20 protein-coding genes are annotated in these 23816 nt (G+C 71.8%); 8 read left to right on the forward strand and 12 right to left on the reverse strand.

Annotation, left to right across the window (positions count from 1 at the left end; all coding sequences use genetic code 11):
* The first annotated feature begins 744 nt into the window (after positions 1-744).
* The gene (locus tag E1289_RS25725) at positions 745-1515 is read left to right on the forward strand and encodes a hypothetical protein (protein ID WP_243713137.1); all 771 of its coding nucleotides are present in this window, start codon (positions 745-747) and stop codon (positions 1513-1515) included.
* Here E1289_RS25725 and E1289_RS25730 read toward each other — a convergent pair.
* Both E1289_RS25730 and trxA read right to left on the reverse strand, forming a co-directional pair.
* Complete coding sequence (locus tag E1289_RS25730; protein ID WP_131984519.1) at positions 1444-2277, reverse strand: putative RNA methyltransferase; 834 nt, start codon at positions 2275-2277, stop codon at positions 1444-1446. The genes E1289_RS25725 and E1289_RS25730 overlap by 72 nt on opposite strands.
* A 163-nt stretch (positions 2278-2440) precedes the next feature.
* Positions 2441-2794: a thioredoxin gene (gene trxA / locus E1289_RS25735; protein WP_131984521.1), complete on the reverse strand. Its 354-nt coding sequence runs from the start codon at positions 2792-2794 to the stop codon at positions 2441-2443.
* A 130-nt stretch (positions 2795-2924) separates the two neighbouring features.
* Here trxA and E1289_RS25740 point away from each other — a divergent pair, with 130 nt between their 5' ends.
* Entirely contained in the window at positions 2925-3935 is a 1011-nt protein-coding gene (locus E1289_RS25740; RefSeq protein ID WP_243713138.1) for a sigma-70 family RNA polymerase sigma factor, read from the forward strand.
* A gap of 168 nt (positions 3936-4103) precedes the next feature.
* Positions 4104-5450, forward strand: coding sequence for a 3-deoxy-7-phosphoheptulonate synthase class II (locus E1289_RS25745; protein ID WP_243713139.1), 1347 nt, complete (start codon positions 4104-4106; stop codon positions 5448-5450).
* A 111-nt stretch (positions 5451-5561) separates the two neighbouring features.
* On the opposite strand, the gene E1289_RS25750 is transcribed toward E1289_RS25745, so the two are convergent.
* The 3 genes from E1289_RS25750 to E1289_RS25760 are packed head-to-tail and all read right to left on the reverse strand — an operon-like array spanning position 5562 to position 8561.
* Positions 5562-5930, reverse strand: a complete 369-nt coding sequence (locus tag E1289_RS25750) for an ATP-binding protein (RefSeq protein ID WP_221480752.1) — start codon at positions 5928-5930, stop codon at positions 5562-5564.
* A 44-nt stretch (positions 5931-5974) separates the two neighbouring features.
* Positions 5975-6313, reverse strand: coding sequence for an STAS domain-containing protein (locus E1289_RS25755; protein WP_131984525.1), 339 nt, complete (start codon positions 6311-6313; stop codon positions 5975-5977).
* 31 nt (positions 6314-6344) lie between these two features.
* A complete protein-coding gene (locus E1289_RS25760; protein WP_243713140.1) occupies positions 6345-8561 on the reverse strand; it encodes a SpoIIE family protein phosphatase in 2217 nt (738 codons plus the stop codon).
* Positions 8562-8909: 348 nt separating this feature from the next.
* On the opposite strand from E1289_RS25760, the gene E1289_RS25765 reads away from it, so the two are divergent.
* On the forward strand, positions 8910-13172 hold the full coding sequence (locus E1289_RS25765; protein ID WP_243713141.1) for a HAMP domain-containing protein: 4263 nt from the start codon (positions 8910-8912) through the stop codon (positions 13170-13172).
* Positions 13173-13329: 157 nt separating this feature from the next.
* Positions 13330-13986, forward strand: a complete 657-nt coding sequence (locus E1289_RS25770; protein ID WP_131984529.1) for a response regulator — start codon at positions 13330-13332, stop codon at positions 13984-13986.
* Positions 13987-14081: 95 nt separating this feature from the next.
* On the opposite strand, the gene gltX is transcribed toward E1289_RS25770, so the two are convergent.
* Together gltX and E1289_RS25780 are read right to left on the reverse strand one after the other, a co-directional pair.
* Positions 14082-15479 (reverse strand): glutamate--tRNA ligase, encoded by a 1398-nt coding sequence (gltX, locus tag E1289_RS25775; protein ID WP_131984531.1) that lies wholly within the window; start codon positions 15477-15479, stop codon positions 14082-14084.
* 73 nt (positions 15480-15552) lie between these two features.
* Entirely contained in the window at positions 15553-16128 is a 576-nt protein-coding gene (locus tag E1289_RS25780; RefSeq protein WP_131984533.1) for a TIGR03086 family metal-binding protein, read from the reverse strand.
* Between the two features lie 96 nt (positions 16129-16224).
* On the opposite strand from E1289_RS25780, the gene E1289_RS25785 reads away from it, so the two are divergent.
* On the forward strand, positions 16225-17106 hold the full coding sequence (locus tag E1289_RS25785) for an AraC family transcriptional regulator (RefSeq protein ID WP_207929147.1): 882 nt from the start codon (positions 16225-16227) through the stop codon (positions 17104-17106).
* Positions 17103-17738: a CoA pyrophosphatase gene (locus tag E1289_RS25790; protein ID WP_131984535.1), complete on the forward strand. Its 636-nt coding sequence runs from the start codon at positions 17103-17105 to the stop codon at positions 17736-17738. The genes E1289_RS25785 and E1289_RS25790 overlap by 4 nt, the downstream gene beginning before the upstream one ends.
* Before the next feature lie 9 nt (positions 17739-17747).
* Here the strand turns inward: E1289_RS25790 and E1289_RS25795 are convergent, their stop codons facing one another.
* The 3 genes from E1289_RS25795 to E1289_RS25805 all read right to left on the reverse strand — a co-directional run bounded on the left by E1289_RS25795 (position 17748) and on the right by E1289_RS25805 (position 20262).
* Positions 17748-18509: an SDR family oxidoreductase gene (locus E1289_RS25795; RefSeq protein ID WP_131984537.1), complete on the reverse strand. Its 762-nt coding sequence runs from the start codon at positions 18507-18509 to the stop codon at positions 17748-17750.
* 91 nt (positions 18510-18600) lie between these two features.
* Positions 18601-19605 (reverse strand): methyltransferase, encoded by a 1005-nt coding sequence (locus E1289_RS25800; protein WP_165970611.1) that lies wholly within the window; start codon positions 19603-19605, stop codon positions 18601-18603.
* A gap of 156 nt (positions 19606-19761) precedes the next feature.
* Positions 19762-20262, reverse strand: a complete 501-nt coding sequence (locus tag E1289_RS25805) for an HAD domain-containing protein (RefSeq protein WP_131984541.1) — start codon at positions 20260-20262, stop codon at positions 19762-19764.
* Between the two features lie 116 nt (positions 20263-20378).
* Between E1289_RS25805 and E1289_RS25810 the strand changes: the two genes are divergently transcribed.
* Positions 20379-21191 (forward strand): PIG-L family deacetylase, encoded by an 813-nt coding sequence (locus E1289_RS25810; RefSeq protein WP_131984543.1) that lies wholly within the window; start codon positions 20379-20381, stop codon positions 21189-21191.
* On the opposite strand, the gene E1289_RS25815 is transcribed toward E1289_RS25810, so the two are convergent.
* Both E1289_RS25815 and E1289_RS25820 read right to left on the reverse strand, forming a co-directional pair.
* Complete coding sequence (locus tag E1289_RS25815) at positions 21184-22359, reverse strand: hypothetical protein (RefSeq protein WP_131984545.1); 1176 nt, start codon at positions 22357-22359, stop codon at positions 21184-21186. The two genes, E1289_RS25810 and E1289_RS25815, sit on opposite strands and share 8 nt — an antisense overlap.
* The coding region (locus E1289_RS25820; protein WP_243713142.1) for a hypothetical protein at positions 22356-23816 on the reverse strand (1461 nt) is incomplete at its 5' end. The genes E1289_RS25820 and E1289_RS25815, both read right to left, overlap by 4 nt.

Raw genomic sequence — 23816 nt, forward strand, 5'->3', positions numbered from 1 at the left:
CTCGGAAAACAATCCCAGCAAAACAACCCCCCAAAAAAGGGAGGTTCATTGCCTCAAAGAAATCCCCACCACCCCCAACAAACAGGAGCGGCACGGGGCGACCCGACCAGAAACAACTGGCCGAGCCGATAAAGGCACTGGCTTTTAACACGCTGTTGAGTTCTCAAGAAACGGACACCCACCGCGCCGAACCCCGCTCCCGCGGACCCCGGCTCCGGGGCAACCCTTCTAACTTACCTGGTTCCCCACCACTGTCAAGCCGATCAACCAAGATCTTTTCGACAGACGGACGGTTCTCCAGGCCCCACGCAACAACCACCCGACAGGCCGAAGACCTGAAGAACATCGTTTCGTAGGAGGCGCCCTACGGGTCGGCCACCGTTCGGTGTCCCGCACCCCGTCTCGGGCTGTTCAGCCATCGTACATCAGTCCGAGGGCGACTCGGACCGTTTCCGTAACTGAGTGTCCCCGGGGCCGGCCGCTCGCTGGCGTCCCGCATCCCCTTGGGCAGCACTGACGTTAAGGTCCCCCGTCGACATGGTCAAATCTCGACACGCGTCTCCAGGGCGCCTTTTGTCGTCCAGGCACACCACTCGTCTCGCTGACCTCGACGTTCGCACACTATGTCGGTCGGGTCACGGTGGGGTAGCGTGCGCAGATCGCCGCGTCCCGCGGAGTCCGGCGTCCTGTGTGGGATGTGTTCCCCGACACAGGACGTCCGGCCGAGGTCAGGAGGAACGCCTCGTGAGTGTGTCTGTCGCCATCCACGCTCCAGCGGAACGTCTGGTGGTCGCCGCGACGATGGGGCCCACGGTCCATGACGTGCATGCGTGGCGGTTCAGGGTCGTACCTGGGCTCATCGAGGTGCATGCCGATCCGGAGAGACTCCGGCCCAAGCATGATCCGGCGGGGCGTGACCTGTATCTGAGCAGTGGCGCCGCGCTCGTGAACCTGCGGCTGGCGGCCGCTCAGCTCGGCCATGTGGCCGTTGTGCGGCTCCTGCCGGACGCTGGGCGTCCGTCGGTTCTCGCGTCGGTGCGGCTCGCGGGACGTCATCGGATCACCCGTGAGGAACGCCTGCTCTACGCCGCCACGCTCAAGCCCTTCGTCGCGGAGCGTTCGGCGGTCGGCGCCCGGCCGCCCGCCCCTCTCGTCAACGAACTGGGCGAAGCGGCGAGGCTGGAGGGAGCGGCGCTTCATCCCTTGCCAGATGCTCGGGGAGCGACCGCCCAGCGGGCAGTGCTGACCTCCTTCGGAGACTCCCCCGTCGAATTGATTCGCGCAGGGCAGGCGCTGCAGCGTCTCCTGTTGAGTGCCACGGTGCGAGCGGTCTCGGCCGCTTTCAGGGTCGGTGTCCCCGTCCCCGGCGTGGAGGCCATGACACGACCCGGCGAAGTGCCGCAGGTCCTCATCGAGCTCACGCAGCACGTGGGAACTGGGCGGCTACTCAAGCCTCCGGTAGCCCGACAACACGAAGGACAGGGGAACCGGCAGCGGGTCGGGGACGCGCTCTAGCCTTTCAGCGAGCAACTCGGCCGCCACGTGATGTGCACTCGGTCCCATGCCCACGAGCGTCGTGACCTCGTCGTGGGTCAACTCGGCCTGGGTGTCGATTTCCCGGCGCGAGTCCAGTTTGAAGTACCCGGCTAGCGCGGCGTCCGTGCGTTCGGTCTTGCGTTCGTCGATGGTGAGGAGGCCGAGCGCTTCCACGAGCGGGCCGAGGTGCCGGGGGGACGGCGTCACGGTGAACAGCAGCCCGTCGTCGCGGAGGACCCGGTGGAACTCGGCGGCGTTGCGGGGTGCGAAGACGTTCACGACGGTGTCCGCGGCCCCGTCGCGCAGCGGGAGCGGGCGCCACAGGTCCGCAACGACCGCGCCGGCGCGCGGGTGGGCCTTGGCCGCCCTGCGTGCCGCGTGCTTGGAGATGTCCAGGGCGAGCCCGGTCGAATCTGGAGATCGGTCGAGGATCCGGCTCAGGTAGTAGCCCGTGCCCGCTCCGGCGTCGAGGACGAATGAAGGGCCGGCACGCGAGACGTCCCAGGCAAGACGGTCCGCGAGTCCGGCGAAATGGCCGGCGCAGAGGAAGTCGTCTCGGGCGCGCACCATCTCGGGCGTGTCGGCCGTGCCCGGGCGGGCGTTGCCCGGCAGGAGGTTCGCGTACCCCTGCCGCGCGATGTCGAAGGTATGCCCGGCGGGGCAGCGCAGTCCGCGGTCGGCCAGGTCGAGGTCTGATCCGCACACGGGGCACACCAGGTGGTGGACGACATCGGCGAGCATTACTCCATCATCGACCATGCGCGGCGCGCGGCGGGCGGCACCCGTCCGCTTCTTTGCCGACGCGCCATCGCTCCGTCGGCCGCGCTTCCCGCGCCCGCCACCTGGGGCAATGGCGTGCCCCTTAGGCCGGGGTCAGGTACCCGGTACGAGCGCCGTAGGAGGCTCAGGACTCCGCGCGGCGGCGGACGTCATCCATGTCGAGGCCGCGTACCTGCTCGATCACGTTTTCCAGCACCGACTCGGGCACGGCGCCGGGCTCGGCGAAGACGATCATGCCGTCGCGGATCGCCATGAGCGTCGGGATGGATCTGATCCCGAACCGCTGGGCCAGGTCCGGCTCGGCGTCGGTGTCCACCTTGGCGAAGACGATGTCGTCGTGCTTGTCCGCCGACCTCTCGTACACGGGCGCGAACCTCTTGCAGGGCCCGCACCAGTCCGCCCAGAAGTCGACCATGACGATCCCATCGCCTTGAGCGACCTTGTCGAAGTTCTCAGCGGTGAGTGTGACCGTCGACATGTCGGTTTCTCCTCAGTACGGGTATCAGGTCGTAGAGCGGCTGACAGCCTCGCAGTATTCCCCACGCGGGAATCACAGAGCGGTAATTAGCGTTGTCCCCCTAGGGAGATCGCACCGGAGAAGGGTCAGGATGGCTGCAACCCGTACTAAGGGCGACAGGGTCGACGCTACCGACAAGGATCTGGTCGGAGCGTATCTCGACCGGATCGGCCGTACTCCCCTGCTCGACGCGCAGGAGGAGGTCGATCTGGCGAAGGCGATCGAAGGGGGCCTGTACGCCGAACAGCTACTCGCGCAGGGGGCGGTGCCCGAGGGCGCGACCCGCGAGGAGCTGGAGGAGCTGACCGCGGCGGGGCTGCGCGCAAAGCAGCGCTTCGTCGAGGCCAATCTGCGCCTCGTGGTTTCGATCGCCCGTAAGTACCCGACCGACTCGTTGCCCCTCATCGACCTCATTCAAGAGGGGAACTTGGGCCTGATGCGGGCGGTGGAGAAGTTCGACTACCGCCGCGGCTTCAAGTTCTCCACGTACGCGACCTGGTGGATCAGGCAGGCGATCGGCCGCGGGCTCAGCCACACCGCCCGTACGATCCGGCTGCCCGTCCACGTCGAGGAGGAGCTTTCGCGGCTCCGCCGCGCGGAGCGCCAGCTCGGCCGGGAGCTCGGCCGGGAGCCCACCCGCGAGGAGCTCGCCGGCGCGCTGGGCGCCGAGGCCGAGCATGTGGACGAGCTGCTGCGCTGGCGGCGCGACCCCGCGAGCCTCGACGCGACCGTCGACGACGCGGGCGAGACGCCGATGGGCGACCTGCTGGAGGACCCGGACGCCGTGACACCGGAGGCCGAGATCCTCGCGCTGGACGACATCGAGGGCCTGGCGCGGCTGCTGGACCGGTTGCCGGAACGGGAATCCGCGATCGTGCGGGCACGGTTCGGCATGGAGAGCGGCCAGCCGCTGTCGTACGCGCAGATCGGTGCCCGGTACGGCCTCAGCCACAACCGGGTGAGGCAGATCACCGACCGCTCGCTGCGGCGGCTGCGGCAGATGGCCGGCGAGACCGACCTCAGCGGGCGCCGGACACTGACGGGCGGACCGGGTACCGGGCGGGAGCCGGTACGCGCCACCGCCGGGAGCCGCGCCGCCTGAGGCCGGCCGCAGCCCCTCCGCTCCGTGATCGACGAACGGGCGGCCCCGCGACCGGGGCCGCCCGTTCGTCTTCACGCAACCGGCCGGCACCCTGCGTTCCCGGCCTGTGCTCACCGCTCCCGGGTGGACGCGTCACCCCGGGCGGACCGGGTGCCATAGCCTTTCCGCGTGACTAACTCCGCCATCGGGGAGCTCGACGCCTGGCGCTCGTTCCCCGCCCTCCAGCAGCCCGACTGGGACGACCCGGACGAGGTCCGGGCGGTCACCGCCGAACTCGCCGCACAGCCCCCGCTCGTCTTCGCCGGCGAGTGCGACCAGCTGAAGGCCCAGCTCGCGGACGTCGCGGCCGGCAGGGCGTTCGTCCTGCAGGGCGGCGACTGCGCCGAGACGTTCGACGGGTCGACCGCGGACGCGGTGAAGAACAAGCTGAAGACCCTGCTGCAGATGGCGGTCGTGCTCACCTACGCCGCCAGCGTGCCGGTCGTGAAGATCGGGCGGATGGCGGGCCAGTTCGCCAAGCCCCGCTCGAAGCCCGTCGAGGTGCGCGGCGGCGTGGAGCTTCCCGCGTACCGGGGCGACGCGGTCAACGGCTTCGCCTTCGACGCCGCGTCCCGCCGCAACGATCCGACGCGGCTGCTGAAGGCGTACCACTGCTCGGCGGTGACGCTGAACCTGTGCCGGGCCTTCACCAGGGGCGGGTACGCCGACCTCCGGCAGGTGCACGCCTGGAACCAGGACTTCGTCGCGCGGAGCCCCGCGGGGCGCCGCTACGAGCAGCTCGCGGGTGAGATCGACCGGGCGCTGACGTTCATGAAGGCGTGCGGGGCGAACCCGGACGAGTTCCACGGGGTGGAGTTCTACTCCAGCCACGAGGCGCTGCTCCTGGAGTACGAGCGCGCCCTTACCCGCATCGACCACCTCAGCGGCCTGCCCTACGACGTGTCGGCGCACTTCCTGTGGATCGGTGAGCGCACCCGGCAGCTGGACGGGGCGCACGTGGAGTTCCTCAGGCACATCCACAACCCCATCGGGGTGAAGCTCGGCCCCACCACGTCCCCGGACGACGCCCTGGCGTTGATCGACCGCCTGAACCCGAACGGTGAGGCGGGCAGGCTGACCTTCGTCACGCGGATGGGCGCGGGCCGGATCCGGGACGCGCTGCCGCCGCTGATCGAGAAGGTGCACCAGAGCGGCGCCCCCGTCGCGTGGATCTGCGACCCGATGCACGGCAACACCTTCGAGGCACCGAGCGGGCACAAGACCCGGCGGCTGGACGACGTGCTGGACGAGGTGGCCGGGTTCTTCGAGGTGCACCGGGCACTGGGCACGCACCCCGGCGGCATCCATATCGAGTTCACCGGTGACGACGTGACCGAATGCGTGGGCGGTGCGCACGGGCTCGCGGAGGCCGATCTGCACCAGCGGTACGAGACGGCGTGCGACCCGCGGCTCAACCGGGGCCAGTCACTGGACCTGGCCTTCATGGTGGCCGAGCTGTACCGCAAGTCCGCCTGAGCACCCGCCCGCGCCCCGGGCGGCTTCTCGCGACATAGGGCACGCCGCCGACCGGCCGGTCGGCGGTGTGCTCCCCCGCACGTCGACGCGCGGTCAGGACGTTCGGGGGCGTCAGATGTCCACTTCGGCCCAGACGACCTTTCCGCCTGTCACGGGGTCGGCGCCCCAGGAGTTCGCGAAGCGGTCGACGATGAACAGGCCGCGGTGCGACTCGTCCAGCGGCCCGGGCACGGTCAGCCGCGGCAGCTGGGCGGCCCGGTCGCGGACCTCGACGCGGACGCGGCCGTCGTCACGCAGTAGCCGCAGCTCCAGCGCCGTCCCCGCGTGCCGGACGGCGTTGGCGACCAGCTCTGCGACGATGGCCGTGACGAGCTCCTCGCGGTCCATCAGCGCCCAGGTCCGCATGGTGCGGGCGGCGAGGCGCCGAGCGTACTCGACCGCCTCGGTCTGGGGCGCCGCGCGCAGTGTGGTCTCCGTCATCGGATCGGTCACTCCGCCGGCTCGCGGTTCTTCATCGTCTCTCCTCACCGCCCATCCGCCGGAGCCTCCTCCGCCGTGTCCTCGATCAGGAAACGGTCGAGTCCGGTCGTCTTCAGCACGTTCTCCACCCGGCCGTAGGCGCCGGTCACGGTGAGCGTGGCGTTCTGCGCGCGGGCGTGCTTGTACGCCCGGACGAGGACGTTGAGACCGGAGGAGTCGCAGAAGTCGACCGCCGCGAGGTCGACGACGACCGCGCGCTCGCCCGCGTCCACGAGCTCGGTCAACCGGGACCGCAGCTCATCGGAGGAGTGCAGGTCGATGGAGCCGCGCGCGGCGATCGTCGCGCGGCCTTCATGTCGTGTCGTGTGCAAGGCAAGCCCCACGCCACCCCACCTTACCGATTGTTGGTCTCCATCATGACGCCCGCAGAACGATGAGGGCAACGTCGTCGTTCGACGGCTCCGGGCCGAAGTCGCGTACGGCGCGCTGGATACGTGCGGCGACGGCTCCCGCGCTCAGCCCCGCGCAGTCGGAAAGCAGATTCTCGAGTCCGTGGCCGTCGCCGAGGAGCCGGCCACCGGATCGCCGCTCGGTGACGCCGTCGGTGACGCAGAGCAGGACCTCTCCGCGGCGCAGCTGGACCGTGTCGGTGTGGAAGTCCACACCGTCGAACACGCCGAGCAGCGGCTGCGGCGAGGCAGCCTCGCGCACCTTGCCGTCGGGGGCGAGCAGCAGCGGCGGCGGGTGGCCCGCGCTCGTCAGCCGGATCGTCACCCCGTCGCTGCGGCGGCGCGCCGCGATCTCGCCGTGCAGGAGGGTGAGCAGCCGCCCGCGCTCGCCCTCACCGAGGATGAGCCGGTTGAGGCGGTTCAGCACGGCGGGGACGGACATGTCCTCGGCGGCGAGGATGCGCAGCGCGTGCCGGGCGAGCCCGGTGACGGCGGCGGCCTCGGGGCCGGTGCCGCACACGTCGCCGATGGCGAACCGCCAGGCGGACGCCGGGCCGCCGGGGCGCCGCCCGCTGGCGAAAACGTCGTAGAAGTCGCCGCCGACCTCGCTGCCCTCACCGGCGGGCTCGTAGACGACCGCGACCTCCAGGCCGGGGATCTCGGGGATGCCGGGCGGCAGGAGGCTGCGCTGGAGGGCGCTGCTCATGGCGGTCTGCGCGGAGAACAGCCGCGCGTTGTCGACGGCGAGGGCGGCGCGGCGGCTGAGCTCCTCGGCCAGTTCGATCGCGCTGCGGGGGAAGCGGTCGCCGGACGGGCGGCCGATGACGATGGTGCCGATGCGCCGGCCGCGGGCGATCAGCGGGAACGCGTAGACCTGGTCGGCGGCGGTGTCCCCGGCGGCGGCCCGGACCTCCCGCGGGGCGGTGGCGAGCCCGTTCCAGGGGCCGGGGACGTCCATCGGCGGGGCGGCGCCCGCGTGTTCGAGCAGGTCGCGGAGCCCGTCGGCGCGGGTCTCGTCGGCGTGCCACACGTAGGCGAGCCGGTCGGGTTCGGACTCGCTGACGGTGTAGACGGCGCACCAGGTGGCCAGGCGGGGGACGACGAGTTGGGCGACCAGCGCCATCGTGCGTTCCTGGTCGAGGGTCCCGGCGAGCAGGTCGCTGGCCTCGGCGACGAAGCTGAGCCAGCCGCGCCAGGACCGTTCCAACTCGCCCACCCTGGCCTTCTCCAGGGAGAGCGACATCTCGTCGGCGAGCCGGCCGAGCCGGACACCGTCGGCCTCGGCGAACCGGCCGGAGACGGACGAGACGGCCACCAGCAGCCCGGTGAGGCGCCCCTGGGACTCCAGCGGCGCCGCGGCCAGGGAGCGGGCCTGCAGGGCCGCGGCGGTCGGATCGGAGGCGTCGCTGGCCACCCAGGCGGAGCCGGCGCGGGCGGCGGGGCCGAGCCCGGCCACCGACAGCTCGCCGAGGGACACGTCGGTGGCCGTCCCGGCGGACGCCCCCATGATCAGGCGCCCGTCGCGCTCGGTCAGCAGCACGGCCGCGCCCTCGGCGCCGAGGACCTCCCGGACGCCGGCGACGCCGTCCTCCATGGACTCCACGGCCGTGGGCGAGCGGAGGAGCCGGTCGCCGGCGGCGGGGAGGTCGCCCACGCCGGCGGCGTCCGCGCTCTCGCGGGCCGCCTCGCCCATGCCGTCGCGGACGGCGCGCTCACGCCCGGCCTTGCGGCCGCGGGAGGGCTTGCCGGACCGCGCGGTCTCGGCGGCCTCCGCGGTGGGGGTCAACGGCGCCGCGGCGTCCTCGGCGCCGGGCCGGGGCAGCCGGAACCAGACGCCCTTGGTGCGGCGGTCGTAGGAGACGCCCCAGGACGCCGCGAGCCGGGCGATCGACGGCAGGCCGCGTCCGCTGGTCGCCGTGACGCCCGGCATGTCGATGCCCCGGGTGGGGTGGCGGTCGCGGACCTCTATCTTGATCTCCCCGGCCTCCAGCCGGCAGGAGACCTCGAAGGACGTGCCGGCGTAGGCGATGGCGTTGGTGGCGAGCTCGCTGGTGGCGAGGACGGCGTCGTCCGCGACCTCGTCCATGCCCCAGTCGGCCAGCACCTTCCGGACGAACCGGCGCGCGTCCGCCACCGCCGGGGCGGCGGACGGGAAGGTGGCCGACGCCGTCTGCCGATCCAACTGCCGTCCCTCGTTCGATGGGTCACTACCGGGCCCGGCCATCGTGACAGACCGGTGGGTCACCCGGCCACGAGGCCCGTGAGCCGGAGGTTGGCCGTGCGTCCGACCTGGGGGTTCCGGCCTCGGGGTGCGGCCTCGATGCGACACGACAGACCGTAACACGAAGACTACAAGCACAGATGCACGGTCATTGCCTTCCGTTCACCTCCGTGGCGTGGAAGGCATCCCAGCTCCGTATGGCGACGTAGAGTACAGGGTGCGGCCAGGAGGGGCCTTGTCAAAGGGCCGTGCCATCTGGCTGGCCGGTATCCGGATACCCGATAGTCGCGGGCCAGGAGGATGAAGAGCATGCCGCGTACCGCGTCTCGTGCCCGCCCCGGCGGCGGGTACCGCGACACCGCCCCCCGCTACAGCGACGCCGACCTCGAACCGCTTCTCAGGGCGCTCGTCGCCGTCCGGGACGGCAAGGCCAGGTCCGAGCTGAACGTCCCGGGTGAGGGTGCCGTGGCGGAGGCCGCGGCGATCCTGGAGGAGATTCGGCAGAACGGCCACGAGCTGGCGTCGGGGCTGCATCGCGTCCGCCGGGAGATCGGCCGCGAGGGCCATCTGCGGGGACGGCTGACGCCGGGGGCCCTGCGGGGCACGTGGGCGGTCGCCGTGGAGGACGCGAACGCGATCATCGACAAGCTCACCGACCTGGCCACGGGGATGAGCCAGGTGGTGGAGGCGGTCGCCGCGGGCGACCTGAGCCAGCGGGTCGAGCTGCGGGTGCGCGGCAGGCCCATGCGCGGGGAGCTGCTGCGCATGGCCAAGTCGGTCAACGGCATGGTGGAGCTGCTCGACCAGTTCACCTGGGAGGTCACCCAGTTCGCCCGCGAGGTGGGCACGGAGGGACGTCTCGGCGGGCAGGCCCCGGCGCGCGGGATGACGGGCCGGTGGCGCGACGTGACGGCCTCGGTGAACGTGATGGCGGCGCGGCTGACGTCCCAGGTCCGCGACATCGCGGAGGTCACCACCGCCGTCGCCGAGGGCGACCTGACCAGGAAGGTCACGGTCGAGGCGACCGGTGAGCTCCAGGAGCTGAAGCTGACCGTGAACACGATGGTCGACCAGCTGTCGGCGTTCGCCGACGAGGTGACCCGGGTCGCCCGTGAGGTCGGCACCGAGGGTCAGCTGGGCGGTCAGGCCAACGTGCCCGGGGTCAGCGGCGTCTGGAAGAACCTCACCGACAACGTCAACGCGATGGCGAACAACCTGACCTACCAGGTCCGCAACATCGCGCAGGTCACCACCGCCGTCGCCGAGGGCGACCTCGGCAAGAAGATCACGGTCGACGCCCAGGGCGAGATCCTCCAGCTCAAGGACACCGTGAACACGATGGTCGACACGCTGTCGGCCTTCGCCGACGAGGTCACGCGGGTCGCCCGCGAGGTCGGCACCGAGGGACGCCTCGGCGGCCAGGCCCGCGTGCCCGGGGTCAGCGGGGTCTGGAAGGACCTGACCAACAACGTCAACGGCATGGCGTCCAACCTGACCTACCAGGTCCGCAACATCGCGCAGGTCACCACCGCCGTCGCCGAGGGCGACCTCGGCAAGAAGATCACGGTCGACGCCCAGGGCGAGATCCTCCAGCTCAAGGACACCGTGAACGCGATGGTCGACACGCTGTCGTCGTTCGCGTCCGAGGTGACCCGGGTCGCCCGTGAGGTCGGCACCGAGGGACGGCTCGGCGGCCAGGCCCGCGTGCCCGGGGTCAGCGGGGTCTGGAAGGACCTGACCGACAACGTCAACTCGATGGCGAACAACCTGACCACGCAGGTCCGCGGGATCGCGCAGGTCACCACGGCGGTCGCGCAGGGCGACCTGACCCGCAAGATCGAGGTCGACGCCCAGGGCGAGATCCTCCAGCTCAAGGACACCCTGAACACTATGGTCGACACGCTGTCGGCCTTCGCCGACGAGGTCAGCCGGGTGGCGCGCGAGGTCGGCACCGAGGGACGGCTCGGCGGACAGGCCCGGGTGCCCGGCGCGGGCGGCATGTGGAAGGACCTGACCGACAACGTCAACGGCATGGCGTCCAACCTGACCTACCAGGTCCGCAACATCGCGCAGGTGGCGACGGCGGTCGCGCACGGCGACCTGACGCGGCGCATCGACGTGGACGCGCAGGGCGAGATCCTGGAGCTGAAGACCACGCTGAACACGATGGTGGATACCCTCTCGTCGTTCGCGTCCGAGGTGACCCGGGTCGCCCGCGAGGTCGGCAGCGAGGGACGCCTCGGCGGGCAGGCCGAGGTCGAGGGCGTGTCGGGCACCTGGAAGCGGCTGACCGAGAGCGTCAACGAGCTGGCCGGCAACCTGACCACCCAGGTCCGCGCGATCGGCGAGGTCGCCAGCGCGGTCGCCACCGGCGACCTGACCCGGACGATCACCGTGGAGGCACGCGGCGAGGTCGCGGAGCTGAGCGACAACGTCAACCTGATGGTCGCGACGCTGCGCGAGACGACCCGCGCCAACGAGGAGCAGGACTGGCTCAAGACCAACCTGGCGCGGATCGGCGGGCTCATGCAGGGCCACCGGGACCTCATGCAGGTCGCCGAGCTGATCATGCGGGAGCTGACGCCGACGGCGAGCGCCCAGTACGGCGCCTTCTACCTCGCGGAGAATATCGGCGACGAGACCGAGCTGGTGATGATCGCCGCCTACGGGACGCGGCGCGGCCGGGTCGGCAACGTCCGGTTCGCGCTGGGCGAGGGCCTGGTCGGGCAGGCGGCGCAGGAGCGCAGGCCGCTGCTGATCGCCGACGCCCCCGCCGAGTACGTCAAGATCGGCTCGGGGCTCGGGGAGGCGTCCCCGGTCAACATCATCGTGTTGCCGATCGTGTTCGAGGACACGGTGCTCGGCGCGATCGAGCTGGCCTCGTTCGGCCGGTTCACCGACGTCCACCTGGCGTTCTTCAGCCAGCTGATCGAGACGATCGGGGTCACGCTGAACGCGATCAGCGCCAACACCCGTACCGAGGCGCTGCTCAGCGAGTCGCAGCGGCTCGCGCAGGAGCTGCAGGAGCGCTCGGACGAACTGCAGCGCCAGCAGGGCGAGCTGCGGCACTCCAACACCGAGCTGGAGGAGAAGGCGGCGCTGCTGGCCCAGCAGAACCGCGCGATCGAGATCCAGAACTTCCAGATCGAGCAGGCCAGGCGGACGCTGGAGGAGCGCGCCGAGCAGCTCGCGATCTCCTCGCGGTACAAGTCGGAGTTCCTGGCGAACATGTCGCACGAGCTGCGCACGCCGCTGAACAGCCTGCTCGTCCTGGCGAAGCTGCTGTCGGAGAACCAGGACGGCAACCTCACCGGCAAGCAGGTGGAGTTCGCGCAGACGATCCACGACTCGGGCACCGACCTGCTGGAGCTGATCAACGACATCCTGGACCTGGCCAAGGTCGAGGCGGGGAAGATGGAGGCGAACCCGCAGCAGCTGACGGTGTCGGCGCTGGTCGACTACGTGGACGCGACGTTCCGGCCGCTGTCGGTCGACAAGGGCCTGCAGTTCGGCGTGGAGGTCGCGCCGGACGTCCCGGCCACCCTGAACACCGACGAGCAGCGGCTGCAGCAGGTACTGCGCAACCTGCTGTCCAACGCGGTGAAGTTCACCGCCGAGGGCGAGGTCCGGCTGCTGATCGAGCGGGCCGGCGACATCGACTTCACGCTGCCCGCGCTGTGGAACACCCCGGACGTCATCGCGTTCCGGGTGATCGACACGGGCATCGGGGTGAGCAGCGACAAGCTGCAGGAGATCTTCGAGCCGTTCCAGCAGGCGGACGGGACGACGAGCCGCCGCTACGGCGGCACCGGCCTCGGGCTGTCGATCAGCCGGAACATCGCGCGGCTGCTGGGCGGGGAGATCCACGCCGAGAGCCAGCCGGGCCGCGGCAGCGTGTTCACGCTCTACCTGCCCGCCCGGTACAGCGAGCGCGACGGCCGGCGCCGGTCGGCGCCCGCGAGCGGCGCGTCCGGCGCGGCGGAGGACACGCCCGGCCTGATGCCGGGCGGCCGGCCGGCGAACGCCGCCCTGCCGGCGCCGGAGTCCGGTGCGGGGAACGGCCCGGCCGGGGAGAACGGCCTGCCGGCCGACCAGCGTCCTCCCGGCGGGGAAGGTGCCGGGGAGGCGGCGCCGGCGATGTCCGGGCTGCTGGAGGGGCCGCCGGCGGATTACCTCGACACCGTCCTGTCCGGCCGCAAGGTACTGATCGTCGACGACGACGTCCGGAACGTGTTCGCCCTCACCAGCGTCCTGGAGGGGTACGGGATGGACGTCCTCTACGCCGAGGACGGGCAGGCCGGCATCGACGTCCTGCACCGCAACCCCGACGTGGCGATCGTGCTGATGGACGTCATGATGCCGGGCCTGGACGGCTACGCCACCACGGCCGCGATCCGGGAGATGCCCCAGTTCGCCGAGCTGCCCATTATCGTGATCACAGCGAAGGTGATGAAGGGCGACCGGGAGAAGACCCTGGAGTCAGGCGCTTCGGACTATGTGCCCAAACCCGTAGACGTCGACCATCTCCTTGACGTCATGCGGAACTGGCTGCAACCCTCCATCGTCCGCTGAGGAGAGGAAGGGCCTGGGCAGTGAACATGCTTCATCCCGCCCGCCGGGCGAGGCCGTCACCCGGCGCGTGCCCCGGAGGATGAAAAGTGTTCAGTAAGGTCGCCGTGGGCGCTGCCGCGGCCGGGCGATCGCGGGGACCGGAATCGGAGAGACGCGCGTGGACGACAAGGCGAAGATCCTGCTCGTGGACGACCGCGAGGAGAATCTGATCGCGCTGGAGGCCATCCTCAGCTCGCTGGACCAGGACCTGGTCCGGGCGCGCTCCGGCGAGGAGGCGCTCAAGGCGCTGCTCACCGACGAGTACGCGGTCATCCTGCTCGACGTCGTCATGCCGGGGATGGACGGGTTCGAGACAGCCCGGGACATCAAGCGCCGCAAGAAGACCCGCGACCTGCCGATCATCTTCCTCACCGCGGTGAACAGCGATCCCGACTACGCCTTCCGCGGCTACGCGGCGGGCGCGGTCGACTTCATCTCCAAGCCGTTCGACCCGTGGGTGCTGCGCGCCAAGGTGTCGGTGTTCGTGGAGCTGCACAACAAGAACAAGCAGCTCCGCGACCAGACGACGCTGCTGCGTGAGCAGGCCGCCCTGCTGCGGGAGCAGTCGACGCTCCTGCAGGCCCGCCCGGGGGACGAGGCGCCGTGGCAGGCGCCGGCACTGCGGGCCGCCGAACGGCTCACGGCGGTGGAGGAGCAGGCCGAGGTCGTCGGGAAGCGCGTCCCGGACTCCCTGCGCGAGGAGGTCGACGAACTCGGCCGCCGCCTCGCCGACCTGCGCCGCGCCCTGGAGGCCGAGGCACCGCCCGCGTCCTGAGCCGATCACGCAGCGGGCCGCCGGGCGAGCCGGGGCGACGCGGCGAGCGCACGCGTTTGGCCGGCGTACAGGCGCTCCAGGCGCCTCAACCCCGGCTAAACGCCGTCCAGTACGGCTCTTGCGGCGGCGATGCGGGTGAGGGTGCGGTCGCGGCCGAGGATCTCCAGCGACTCGAACAGCGGCAGGCCGACGGTGCGGCCGGTGACGGCCACGCGGACGGGCGCCTGGGTCTTGCCGAGCTTGAGGCCGTGCTCGGCGCCGACGCGCTCCAGCCGGTCCTTGAGCTCGCCGGCGTGCCACGGCGCGTCCCGGTAGGCGGCCTCGGCTCCGGCGAGGATCGCGGCGGCGGGCTCCTTCATGGCCTTGTTCCAGGACTGCTCGTCGGCGGGCGGCTCGTCCAGGAACGCGAAGTCGATCATCTGGACGATCTCCGACAGCACCGCGACGCGGGTCTGCGCCAGCGGCGCCAGCTCGGCGAACACCGCGACGTCCACGTCGAACGGCGCGTCCTGCAGGAACGGCAGGCACTCGGCGATGAACTTCTCCGCCGGCAGCGCGCGGATGTACTCGCCGTTGATCGCGCGGAGCTTCTTGACGTCGAAGAACGCGGGCGAGGTGTTGACGTCCTCGATGCGGAACTCGTCGACGATCACGTCCCACGGGACGATCTCGCGGTCATCGGACGGGGCCCAGCCGAGGAGCATCAGGTAGTTGCGCATGGCCTCGGGCAGGTAGCCCTCGGCCCGGTAGTCCTCCAGGGCGACCTTGTCGCGCCGCTTGGACAGCTTCTGCCGCTTCTCGTTGACGATCACGGGGACGTGCGCCCACACGGGCGGCTCCGCGCCGAGCGCCTCCCACAGCAGCTGCTGCTTGGGCGCGTTGGACAGGTGCTCCTCGCCGCGCACGACGTGGGTGATGCCCTGGCTCATGTCGTCGACCGCGTTGGCCAGCAGGAAGGTCACCGAGCCGTCGGCGCGGGCGATGACGAAGTCCTCCAGGACGGCGTTCTCGAAGACGGGCTTGCCGCGCAGCAGGTCCACGACGGTGGTCTGGCCCTCGTCGGGGGTGCGGAAGCGCAGGGCGCGGCCCGGCCCAGCGTCCAGGCCGCGGTCGCGGCAGAACCCGTCGTAGCCCTTGTGCTGGTCGCCGGTGCGGGCGATCACGGCCTCGCGGGTGCAGTCGCAGTAGTAGGCGCGGCGCTGCCCCTTCAGCGTCTCGGCCGCCTCGGCGTGCCGCTCGGTGTTGGCCGACTGGAAGTACGGGCCCTCGTACTGCTCGCCGTCCATTCCGAGCCACGCGAGGGCGCGGATGATGCCCTCGGTCCATTCGGGGCTGTTGCGGGACGCGTCGGTGTCCTCGATCCGCAGGACGAGCGTCCCGCCCGACTGCGCGGCCATCACCCAGTTGAACAGCGCCGATCGGGCGCCACCGACATGGAACATGCCGGTCGGGGACGGGGCGAAGCGGACACGCAACGATGAGGTCGAAGACATGCCTCAAGGGTAGGGCGCGCGGGCCCCCGTTCGCGCCGGGACCCGCGCGCCCGCCCCATCCGGTCCCCCGGGTTCAGGGCGTCCAGTGCGGGTCGCGGCCGGACAGCCCGACGATGCGGTCGAGGAGCGGCGCGTCCTCCGGCACGGGCACCTCGGCGCCGAACGCCCCGTACTCGCGTCCCATCTCCACCGTCGGGGCGAGCCGCTCCCACTCCGTCCGCAGGACCTCCGGCGGGAAGACGGGCTCGATCCCGGTGGCGACGGCGAGGTCCCAGCCGTGGGTGACGCATTCACCGAAGATGATCCCGCCGATGAACCGGGCCGGCATGCCCTCCCCGCCGGTGAGGCTCGCCTTGCCCTCCCACGCCGCCGGGTCCTGCCACGCCTCGGCGGTCTTGCGGACCTGCTCGGCGTACCGCCCGGCCCAGCCCGGCTCGGCGGTGAAGTCGTGGTCCTCCCCCGGCCCGGTGATCGGCAGCCGGTGCGCGGCGGCCTCGCCTCGCGCGCTCCACAGGATCAGGTGGTTGAGCAGCGCGCGCACGTCCCAGTCCGGGCAGGGGGTCGGCGCATCCAGCTTCGCCTCGGGAACCCGCAGGACGATCCGCGCCGCGGCCTCCGCGGCGGGAAGCATCTGGCTCCGGACGTCCATGACATCTCCTTCGCTCATCCGTTCGAACACGTGTCCACGCTAGGGACCGCGGGCGGGACGGGTATTGAAGAAACGCGACAGCGCTAGCCTGGCCGCGTGGAACGATCCCTGCCCGGTGGAGCGCGGAACATCCTGCACCCGCGGACGGGGCTGGAGCGCTTCCAGGTCGAGCGGTCCGCGCCGCCACCCGCGCTCGCCCCGTTCGTCGACCGGTTCTGGGTGCTGCGCTGGGACCTGCGCGGGCGTGCTCCGCACCGCCAGCGGCTGCTCACGCTGCCGTCCGTCCACATGACCTTCACCAGCTACCTGAGCAGCGGGGCGACGCGGGCGCGGATCGCGGGCGTGATGCGCGGAGAGTTCGTGGAGGAGATCTCGGGCGAGGGCCACGTGGTGGGCGTGGGCTTCCGCCCGGGCGGGTTCCGCCCGTTCCTGCGCGACGACGTGCCGGTCTCCGCCTTCACCGGCCGCTTCGCCGGGGTGGACGAGGTGTTCGGGCAGGAGGGCCTGGCCCTCGCCGGCGAGATCTTCGCGGCGTCCGGGCCCGGCGAGGGCCGCGCGCTGCTGACCGGGTTCCTCGCCCGGCGGCGGCCGGCGCCCGACCCGTCCGCCGAGCGGGCGGCCGCGATCGTCGAGCGGATCGCGGCGCGGCCCGGCCTGCTGCGGGTGGCCGAGCTGGCGGAGGACGCGGGCCTCAGCCCGCGCGGCCTGCAGCGCCTGTTCCACGAGTACGTGGGCGTCGGGCCGAAATGGGTCATCCGGCGGTACCGGATGGCCGAGGCCCACGAGCGGGCCGCGTCCGGCTCGGAAGTGAACTGGGCGCGGCTGGCGGCCGAGCTGGGCTACGCCGACCAGGCGCACTTCACCCGCGACTTCACCGCGGCCATCGGGACCTCGCCGGCGCGGTACGCGCGGGAGGCGGGCCCGGAACAGGGTGCGGCGCCGGAGCACGACGCGGGGCCTGGCACCATCGACGCATGACCGTCCCCCTCGATCCGCTCGACGATCTCGCCGCGTTCCGGAGCGTCGCCGCCGAACGGCTGGGCGCGTTCGAGCACGAGACCGTCCCGGACAGGCCCGGCCTGCGCCGCGCCGGCGTCGTCCTGTGCGCGGTGGAGCACGGCGGCGTCCCCTCGGTGATCGTGATCAAGCGCGCCTACCGGGGACGGAACGCGGGCCAGTGGGGGCTGCCGGGCGGGCGGCTGGAGGACGGCGAGACCCCCGAGGAGGCGGCGCTGCGGGAACTGCACGAGGAGATCGGCGTGCGGGCGGGGCCGGGCGACGTCATCGGCAGGCTGGACGACTTCCCCGCCACGTCCGGCTTCTCGATCACACCGGTCGTCGTGGTGCTGGACGATCCCGGCCCGCTGACGCCGAGCCCGGACGAGGTCCACTCCGTCCACCACGCCAGCCTGCGCAGGCTCGCCGCGGACGACACGCCCAGATGGGTCCCGCAGCCGGACGGCGGGCGCCTGCTGCAGATGTGGCTGGCACCGCACTGGCGCGTCCACGCCCCGACCGGCGCGCTGCTGTGGCAGTTCCGCGAGGTGGTGCTGCTCGGGCGGCACGCCAGGGTCGCCGACTTCGTCCAGCCCGACTGGACGCGCGAGTGACCCCCGGCGTCAGAACGTCCCGCCGTCGATCACGATGCGCTGCCCGGTGAGGTAGGACGCGCCGTCCGAGACGAGGAACCGGACCACGGCGGCGACCTCCTCGGGCGAGCACACGTGCCCGTACGGCGACGAGGCGTCCGCCTGGCGGATGTCCTCGACGCCCGTGGTGGCGCGCACCAGCCGCCGCCCCATGTCGGTGTCGACCACGCCCGGCGCGACGACGTTGACGTGCATGCCGTGGCCCCGCTCCTCCTTGGCGAGGGTCTGCGCGAGCGCCTCCATCGCGGCCTTGCCCATCGCGTAGGGGCCGCTCAGCGGCGGCAACATGTCGGTGATCACGCTGGAGACGAACACCATGTCGCTGCGCTCGGCGCGGCGCATCAGCGGCAGCAGCGCCTGGCTGAGGTGGTGCGGGCCGAAGGCGTGCACCCGCAGGACCCGCTCCAGCTCGGCCGGGTCGGTGTCGGCGACGCTGTGCCCGCGGCTGGCGATCCCGGCGCTGTGCACCAGGATGTCGAGGGCGCCGAGCTCCGACTCGACCCGGTCGGCCAGGGCGCGGCACTCGGCGAGCTCGTCGACCGAGGCGCGGAACGCGTGGCCGCGCACGCCCGCGGCCTCGATGGCGGCGACGGACTTGCGCGCGGCCTCCTCGTCGCGCCGGTAGGCGACGGCGACCGCGGCACCGTCGGCGGCCAGGGCCAGGGCGATCGCCCGGCCGATTCCGCGGCCGCCTCCGGTGACCAGTGCGGTGCGTCCGGCGAGAGAGGTCATGGGCGCTCCTTCGTCAGGGGGTGCGACGGTCCCCATCCTGCACGTTCCCCGCCGCCCACGGTAAGCGGTCCCTGACAAAGGAGGCCCGGGATCACGCCGGCCGTGCCTCGATGACGTGGTAGCCGGCCGGTGGCAGCGGCCCGGCCGGCGTGACCGCGGTGAACCCGGCGGATTCCAGCAGTTCCCGGAACTCGGGCCCGGTGCGTTCCCGCCCGCCGGTCGCGACGAGCATGTTGAGGTCGTTGCGGACGACGCCCGTCGCCTCCGGCGTGACCATCTCCGGCATCATCTGCTCCAGCACGAGCACCCGGCCGCCGGGACGCATCGCCGCGCGGCAGTTCCGCAGGATCTCGGCGGCCTTCTCGTCGTCCCAGTCATGGAGGACGCTCTTGAGGACGTAGGCGTCCGCGCCCTCCGGGACGGACTCGAAGAAGTCGCAGGGGACGATCTCCGCCCGGTCGGCGACGTCCTTCAGCACGCCCGGCGCGGCCGCCAGCCCGGACGGCAGATCAACGAGCATGCCGCGGGTCCCGGGGCTGGCGCGCAGGATCGCGGCGAGCAGCGTGCCGTCGCCGCCGCCGAGGTCCGCGACCGTCCCGTAGCGGGCGAAGTCGTGGGCCTCGATGATCCCCGGCGCGACCGCGCGGGTGTGCTCGGCCATCGCCTCGTTGAACGTCGCGGACAGCTCCGCGTCGGACTCGAAGAACTCGAACGGCGTCCTGCCGGTCACGCGTTCCCAGGCGTACTCCCCCGTGCGCAGCGTCTCGGTCATGTCGCCCCACGTCCGCCACACGTCCGGGCCGCAGAACAGCCTGACCAGCGCACGGATCGAGTCGGGGGCGCCGGCGCGGAGCCGCTGCCCCTCGGCGGTCAGCGCGAACAGGTCGCGCTCCTTCTGCTCCACGACGTCCAGGCCGGTCAGGCCGCGCAGCAGCCGGTACAGGGACGGCGCGTGGGTCCCGGTCTCCGCCGCCAGTTCCGCGCTCGTCTTCGGCCCGTCAGCCAGGGCGTCGGCCACCCCGATCTCCGCGGCCACGTACAGCATCTGCGCCGGCATGTATCCGAAGACCAGGTCCAGTAGCGGTGATCTCGACATCATCGGCTCCCTTCTCTTCTCCCCCGAAGCTAGGGAGCCGATCCCGGGCCCGTCTTGGACGAATGCAACCTGCACGCCGGGCGCCGTGCTCCGATCGCGATCCCGCTTCTCCGGCGGGCTTCCGGGCACGCGTCCGCGGAACCCCCCGATCGGGTGTCACCGGGCGAGGGCGCGCAGCCACGTCGCGGCGGAGGCGAGGTGCTCGTCGGTCAGGCCGGTCATGGGGTCGATCTCCACGAGGAGGTGCTCGGCGACGTCCGGTTCCCCCGCGATGCACTCGGTGGCGTCCGGCTCGTCCTCGAACCAGACGAACGGCCGCCCCTCCGTCCACGCGGCGACGTGCCGGGCCTTCCACGCGCCGAGCGTCCGCCCCTCCTCGATTCCGGGGAACCGCGGGATCGGCACGAAGGGCAGGTCCGGCAGGCCGATCCGCGGCGCGATCCACATGTTGGCGTTGTCGCACCAGTAGCTCGCCCAGGCCAGCTCCGCCCCGGACGACTCGGTCAGCTCCAGCAGGGACCGGCCGTGCTCGGGATTGAGCCACAGCTTGAACGTCATGCCGTTCGGCGAGCAGCGGTGGCGCTTGTAGCCCCGGTGGGGCCTCGTGAATGGATTGAGAACCCCGTCGACGTCCAGGAGAACCAGAGGCGACCCCATACACGGACCGTACGGCATGGACGCGCGCCCGTGTAGGGACGTCCCGGCCGTACCGGGGAAGAGATCAATGTCAGCCGGTGCTCGTACAGTGGACGGCCGAGCGACGAGGAGCCCCGATGACGCATGAACTCACCCTGATGGCGGTCCACGCCCACCCCGACGACGAGGTACTGGGAACCGGCGGCCTGCTCGCCCGCTGCGCCGCGGAAGGTATCCGCACCGTCCTGGTGACCTGCACCAACGGGGAGCAGGGCGACGGCCTCGGCGGAGCGAAACCCGGGGAGCCGGGCCACGACGCGTCCGAGGTCGCCGAGCGGCGCCTCGGCGAGCTGCGCGAGTCGGCCGGCCTGCTGGACGTCGCCCACCTGGAGCTGCTCGGCTACCGTGACTCCGGCATGGACGGCTGGTCCACCAACGACGACCCCGAGGCGTTCGCGAACATCCCGCTGGACGAGTCCGCCGGGCGGCTCGCCGCCCTCATGGAGCGCTACCGGCCGCAGGTCGTCGTCACCTACGACGAGAACGGCGGCTACGGGCACCCCGACCACATCCAGGCCCACCGCATCGCGATGGCCGCCGCCGAGAGGAGCGGCGTGCCGGACAAGCTGTACTACACCGCCATCCCGCGCGCGGGCGTCCGGGAGATGGTCCAGGCGGTCCGCGACACCGGCGTCGACATCGGCTTCGACCCGCCGGAGGACTTCGGCACCCCCGACGAGCTGATCACCAGCATGCTCGACGTGTCCGCGCACGCGGAGGCCAAGCGCAAGGCCCTCCAGGCGCACGCCAGCCAGGGCGAGAACATCTTCCTGCTGCGGATGCCCGAGGAGATGCAGCGGGCCGTGTTCTCGTTCGAGTCGTTCGTCCGCCGGTTCTGCCGCGTCGAGGCGCCCGACAAGGAGGACGACCTGTTCGCCGGCCTCAGGTGACCCGGCCCCGGCCCCGGGCGAGGGGCCGGGCTCTCGTCCGGGCCCGGTAGTGGTCGAGGACGTCCCGGCGCAGCAGGTGACCGAACCCGGCCCGCTCGATCCGCATCACCAGGGCCGTCTCGTCGATGCCGAGGGCGGTGGCCGCGGCGCTCAGCCGCCACTGGTGCGCGGACAGCGTCTTGAGCAGGAGCCCCCGCTTGACCTGCGCGTCCGAGAGCCGGAACGTCTTCAGGTAGGCGACGCGGCCGTCCTGGTCGTTGATGGTCTCGCCGATGTGGTTCTCCCTGCGCAGCCCGAACGACGGCAGGAACCGCGACAGCTCGAAGCCGTTGAGGTACTGCACGACCTCGCTTGAGCCCTCCTCGTCGAAGAGCTGTGCGGCCATGACGTCGTCGTGGAAGGCGGCCCATTCGTCCTGCCGCCTGCGCGCCGCTTCCCTCAGGTCCGCGAGCGAGCGGATCCCGGCGTCGTCGATTCCCGCCGACAGGTCGCCCACGGGCGTCTTCAGTCGGCCGTACATGTAGACGAGCTCGCCGTACAGGTCCTCGATCAGCGTGGCGTGCAGCGCCCGGTAGTCGGCGGGGTGCGGGACGACGAACGCGCTCGCCAGCGCGTCCGCCACGTAGACCATCACGCCGCACTGCCCGGGATGGATCTCGAAGACCCGCAGTGCCTCCTCCAGCCCGCGGACCTCCAGGCCGAGGTAGGTCTCCTCGCACCTCGGCGACAGCCCCTTCGCCACCGCCCTGCGCGACCACTCCTCCCACACGATCTCCGGGCCGCCGAAGTGCAGCGCGAGGTAGCCCTCGACGGCCAGGTGGAGGGGCAGGAAACGGAGCCGGTTCCTGCCCGCCTTCCTCGCCAGCCGCCGCACCGCCCGCATCGCCATGCGCGGCGGTGCCGTGCCGGTGTCGCGCTCCAGCAGCCGCGTCCCGTAGCAGGCCGCGGGCTCCTGCTCGTGCTCGCTCCAGGTCGCCACGAAGGCGTGCGGGATGAACGACGTGTAGACCGTCCCGTCGCCCACGTCCACGAACGGCACCGGGTCCTCGTGGACCTTGCGGTGCAGCCGAAGCCCCGGGACGGGTTCTTCGCGGACGAGGGGGACGAGCCGCACGCCGCCGCACACCTGCGCGGGCCGGGTCTCCACTCCGTCCAGGCGGAAGGTCATGAGGCGGCCCCCAGGAAGCGGGCGGCCCGGTCGTCCAGGTGGGCCCGCAGCCCGTCCACCCCGACCCGCCCCTCGGCGAACCGGGCGAGCTCGACCAGCGTTGGCAGGTCCTCGGCGTCGCGGATGCCGGCGGTCGGCACGGTCGGCGCCAGCCGCCGCACGTCGAAGTCGTCGGCGTCGTACACCGGGTTCAGGTGGGCGATCATCACGCGCTGCCCCGGGGCCGACCGGTGGCCGGGGTCCAGCCGGGTCCGCCAGATCCGCAGGACGTCGCCGGCGAGGCCGGGCGGGGCGTTGTCGCAGCCGTCCGAGACGATGAGGAGGCGCTCGGGGCCCGTCTCCAGCGCGTCGATGATCCGCTGCCCCAGCGGCGTCGGCCCGAACGGGTACAGCAGCAGCTCATCGGTGCGTCCCGACGTCCACAGCGGCGTGTACTCCTCCGCGAGTGCCTCCAGCAGGTGGTGCGAAGCGAGGGCGACCGCCAGCGGGCGCCGGCGCTTCTGCCCCGACCCCGTCGTCGAGTGGCTGTCGTCCAGGACCGCGGCGACCCTGCCCCACGATCCGCGCGCCGCGCCCGCCGCCCGGCGCGCGGCGGTCCGCAGCGCGCCGGTCAGCTCGGCGCGGCGCGCGGCCCTCGCGTCCAGCGACAGGGACAGCACGTACGAGGCGAGCCGGGTGAGCGGCATCTCCCCCAGATCCGTGCGGACGGCGTCGCCGCCACTCTCCTGCAGCCGGAGCCTCTCCAGCCGGGTCATCTTGTGCCGGATGCGCTCAAGGAAGACCTCGCGCGGGATCCGGTGCTTGGCGGCGAACCCCTCGGCGACCGTGTACGGAAGCTCGTAGACCGCAGCCTGCTCGTAGTGCGCCCGCCGCCATCGCTCGAAGAACGGCGTCTCGAACGTCCGGACGCTGAACGGCGCGAACAGGAACGCGCGCTGCTCCCCGGGGAGCCGCAGATGCGCGTGCCGCACCGCGATCTTCACCGCCCCCCGGTACTTGACGAGGTCGAACGACGGGTCGCGGCGCCCGGCCATCCAGTCCCGGATGATCGCCCTCGTCCTGCGGTTGTTCACCCTGCGGCGTCGCAGCTCGCGGAACACCCGGTAGACGCGGTGCTGCGGCATCAGCTCCAGCCGCCGGGCGATGAGCCTGCCCTCGTACCGGCGCCGCTCGATCCCGACGCCGCCCGCCCGCACCAGCAGGTTCCGGATGATGATCGCCGCATTGTGGTCATTGACGTCCAGCGCGAGGGCGGCGGCGTAGATCTCCCGGTAGTTCTCCAGGGTGTATTCGTGCAGGAATTCCAAACTCAGCCGCTGATCACCGGGACAGGCGCGGAATTCGCGCTGGCCGGTCGAGGTGATCGCCGCGTTGACGAACATCAGCGCGTCCTCGCACGCGACCAGTTCCGCGAAAGTCTCGCTCATCGTCTCCGGGGGACGGGGGCTGGGGGCTGG

The organism is Actinomadura sp. 6K520 (assembly GCF_004349245.1).
Taxonomy (GTDB): Bacteria; Actinomycetota; Actinomycetes; order Streptosporangiales; family Streptosporangiaceae; genus Spirillospora.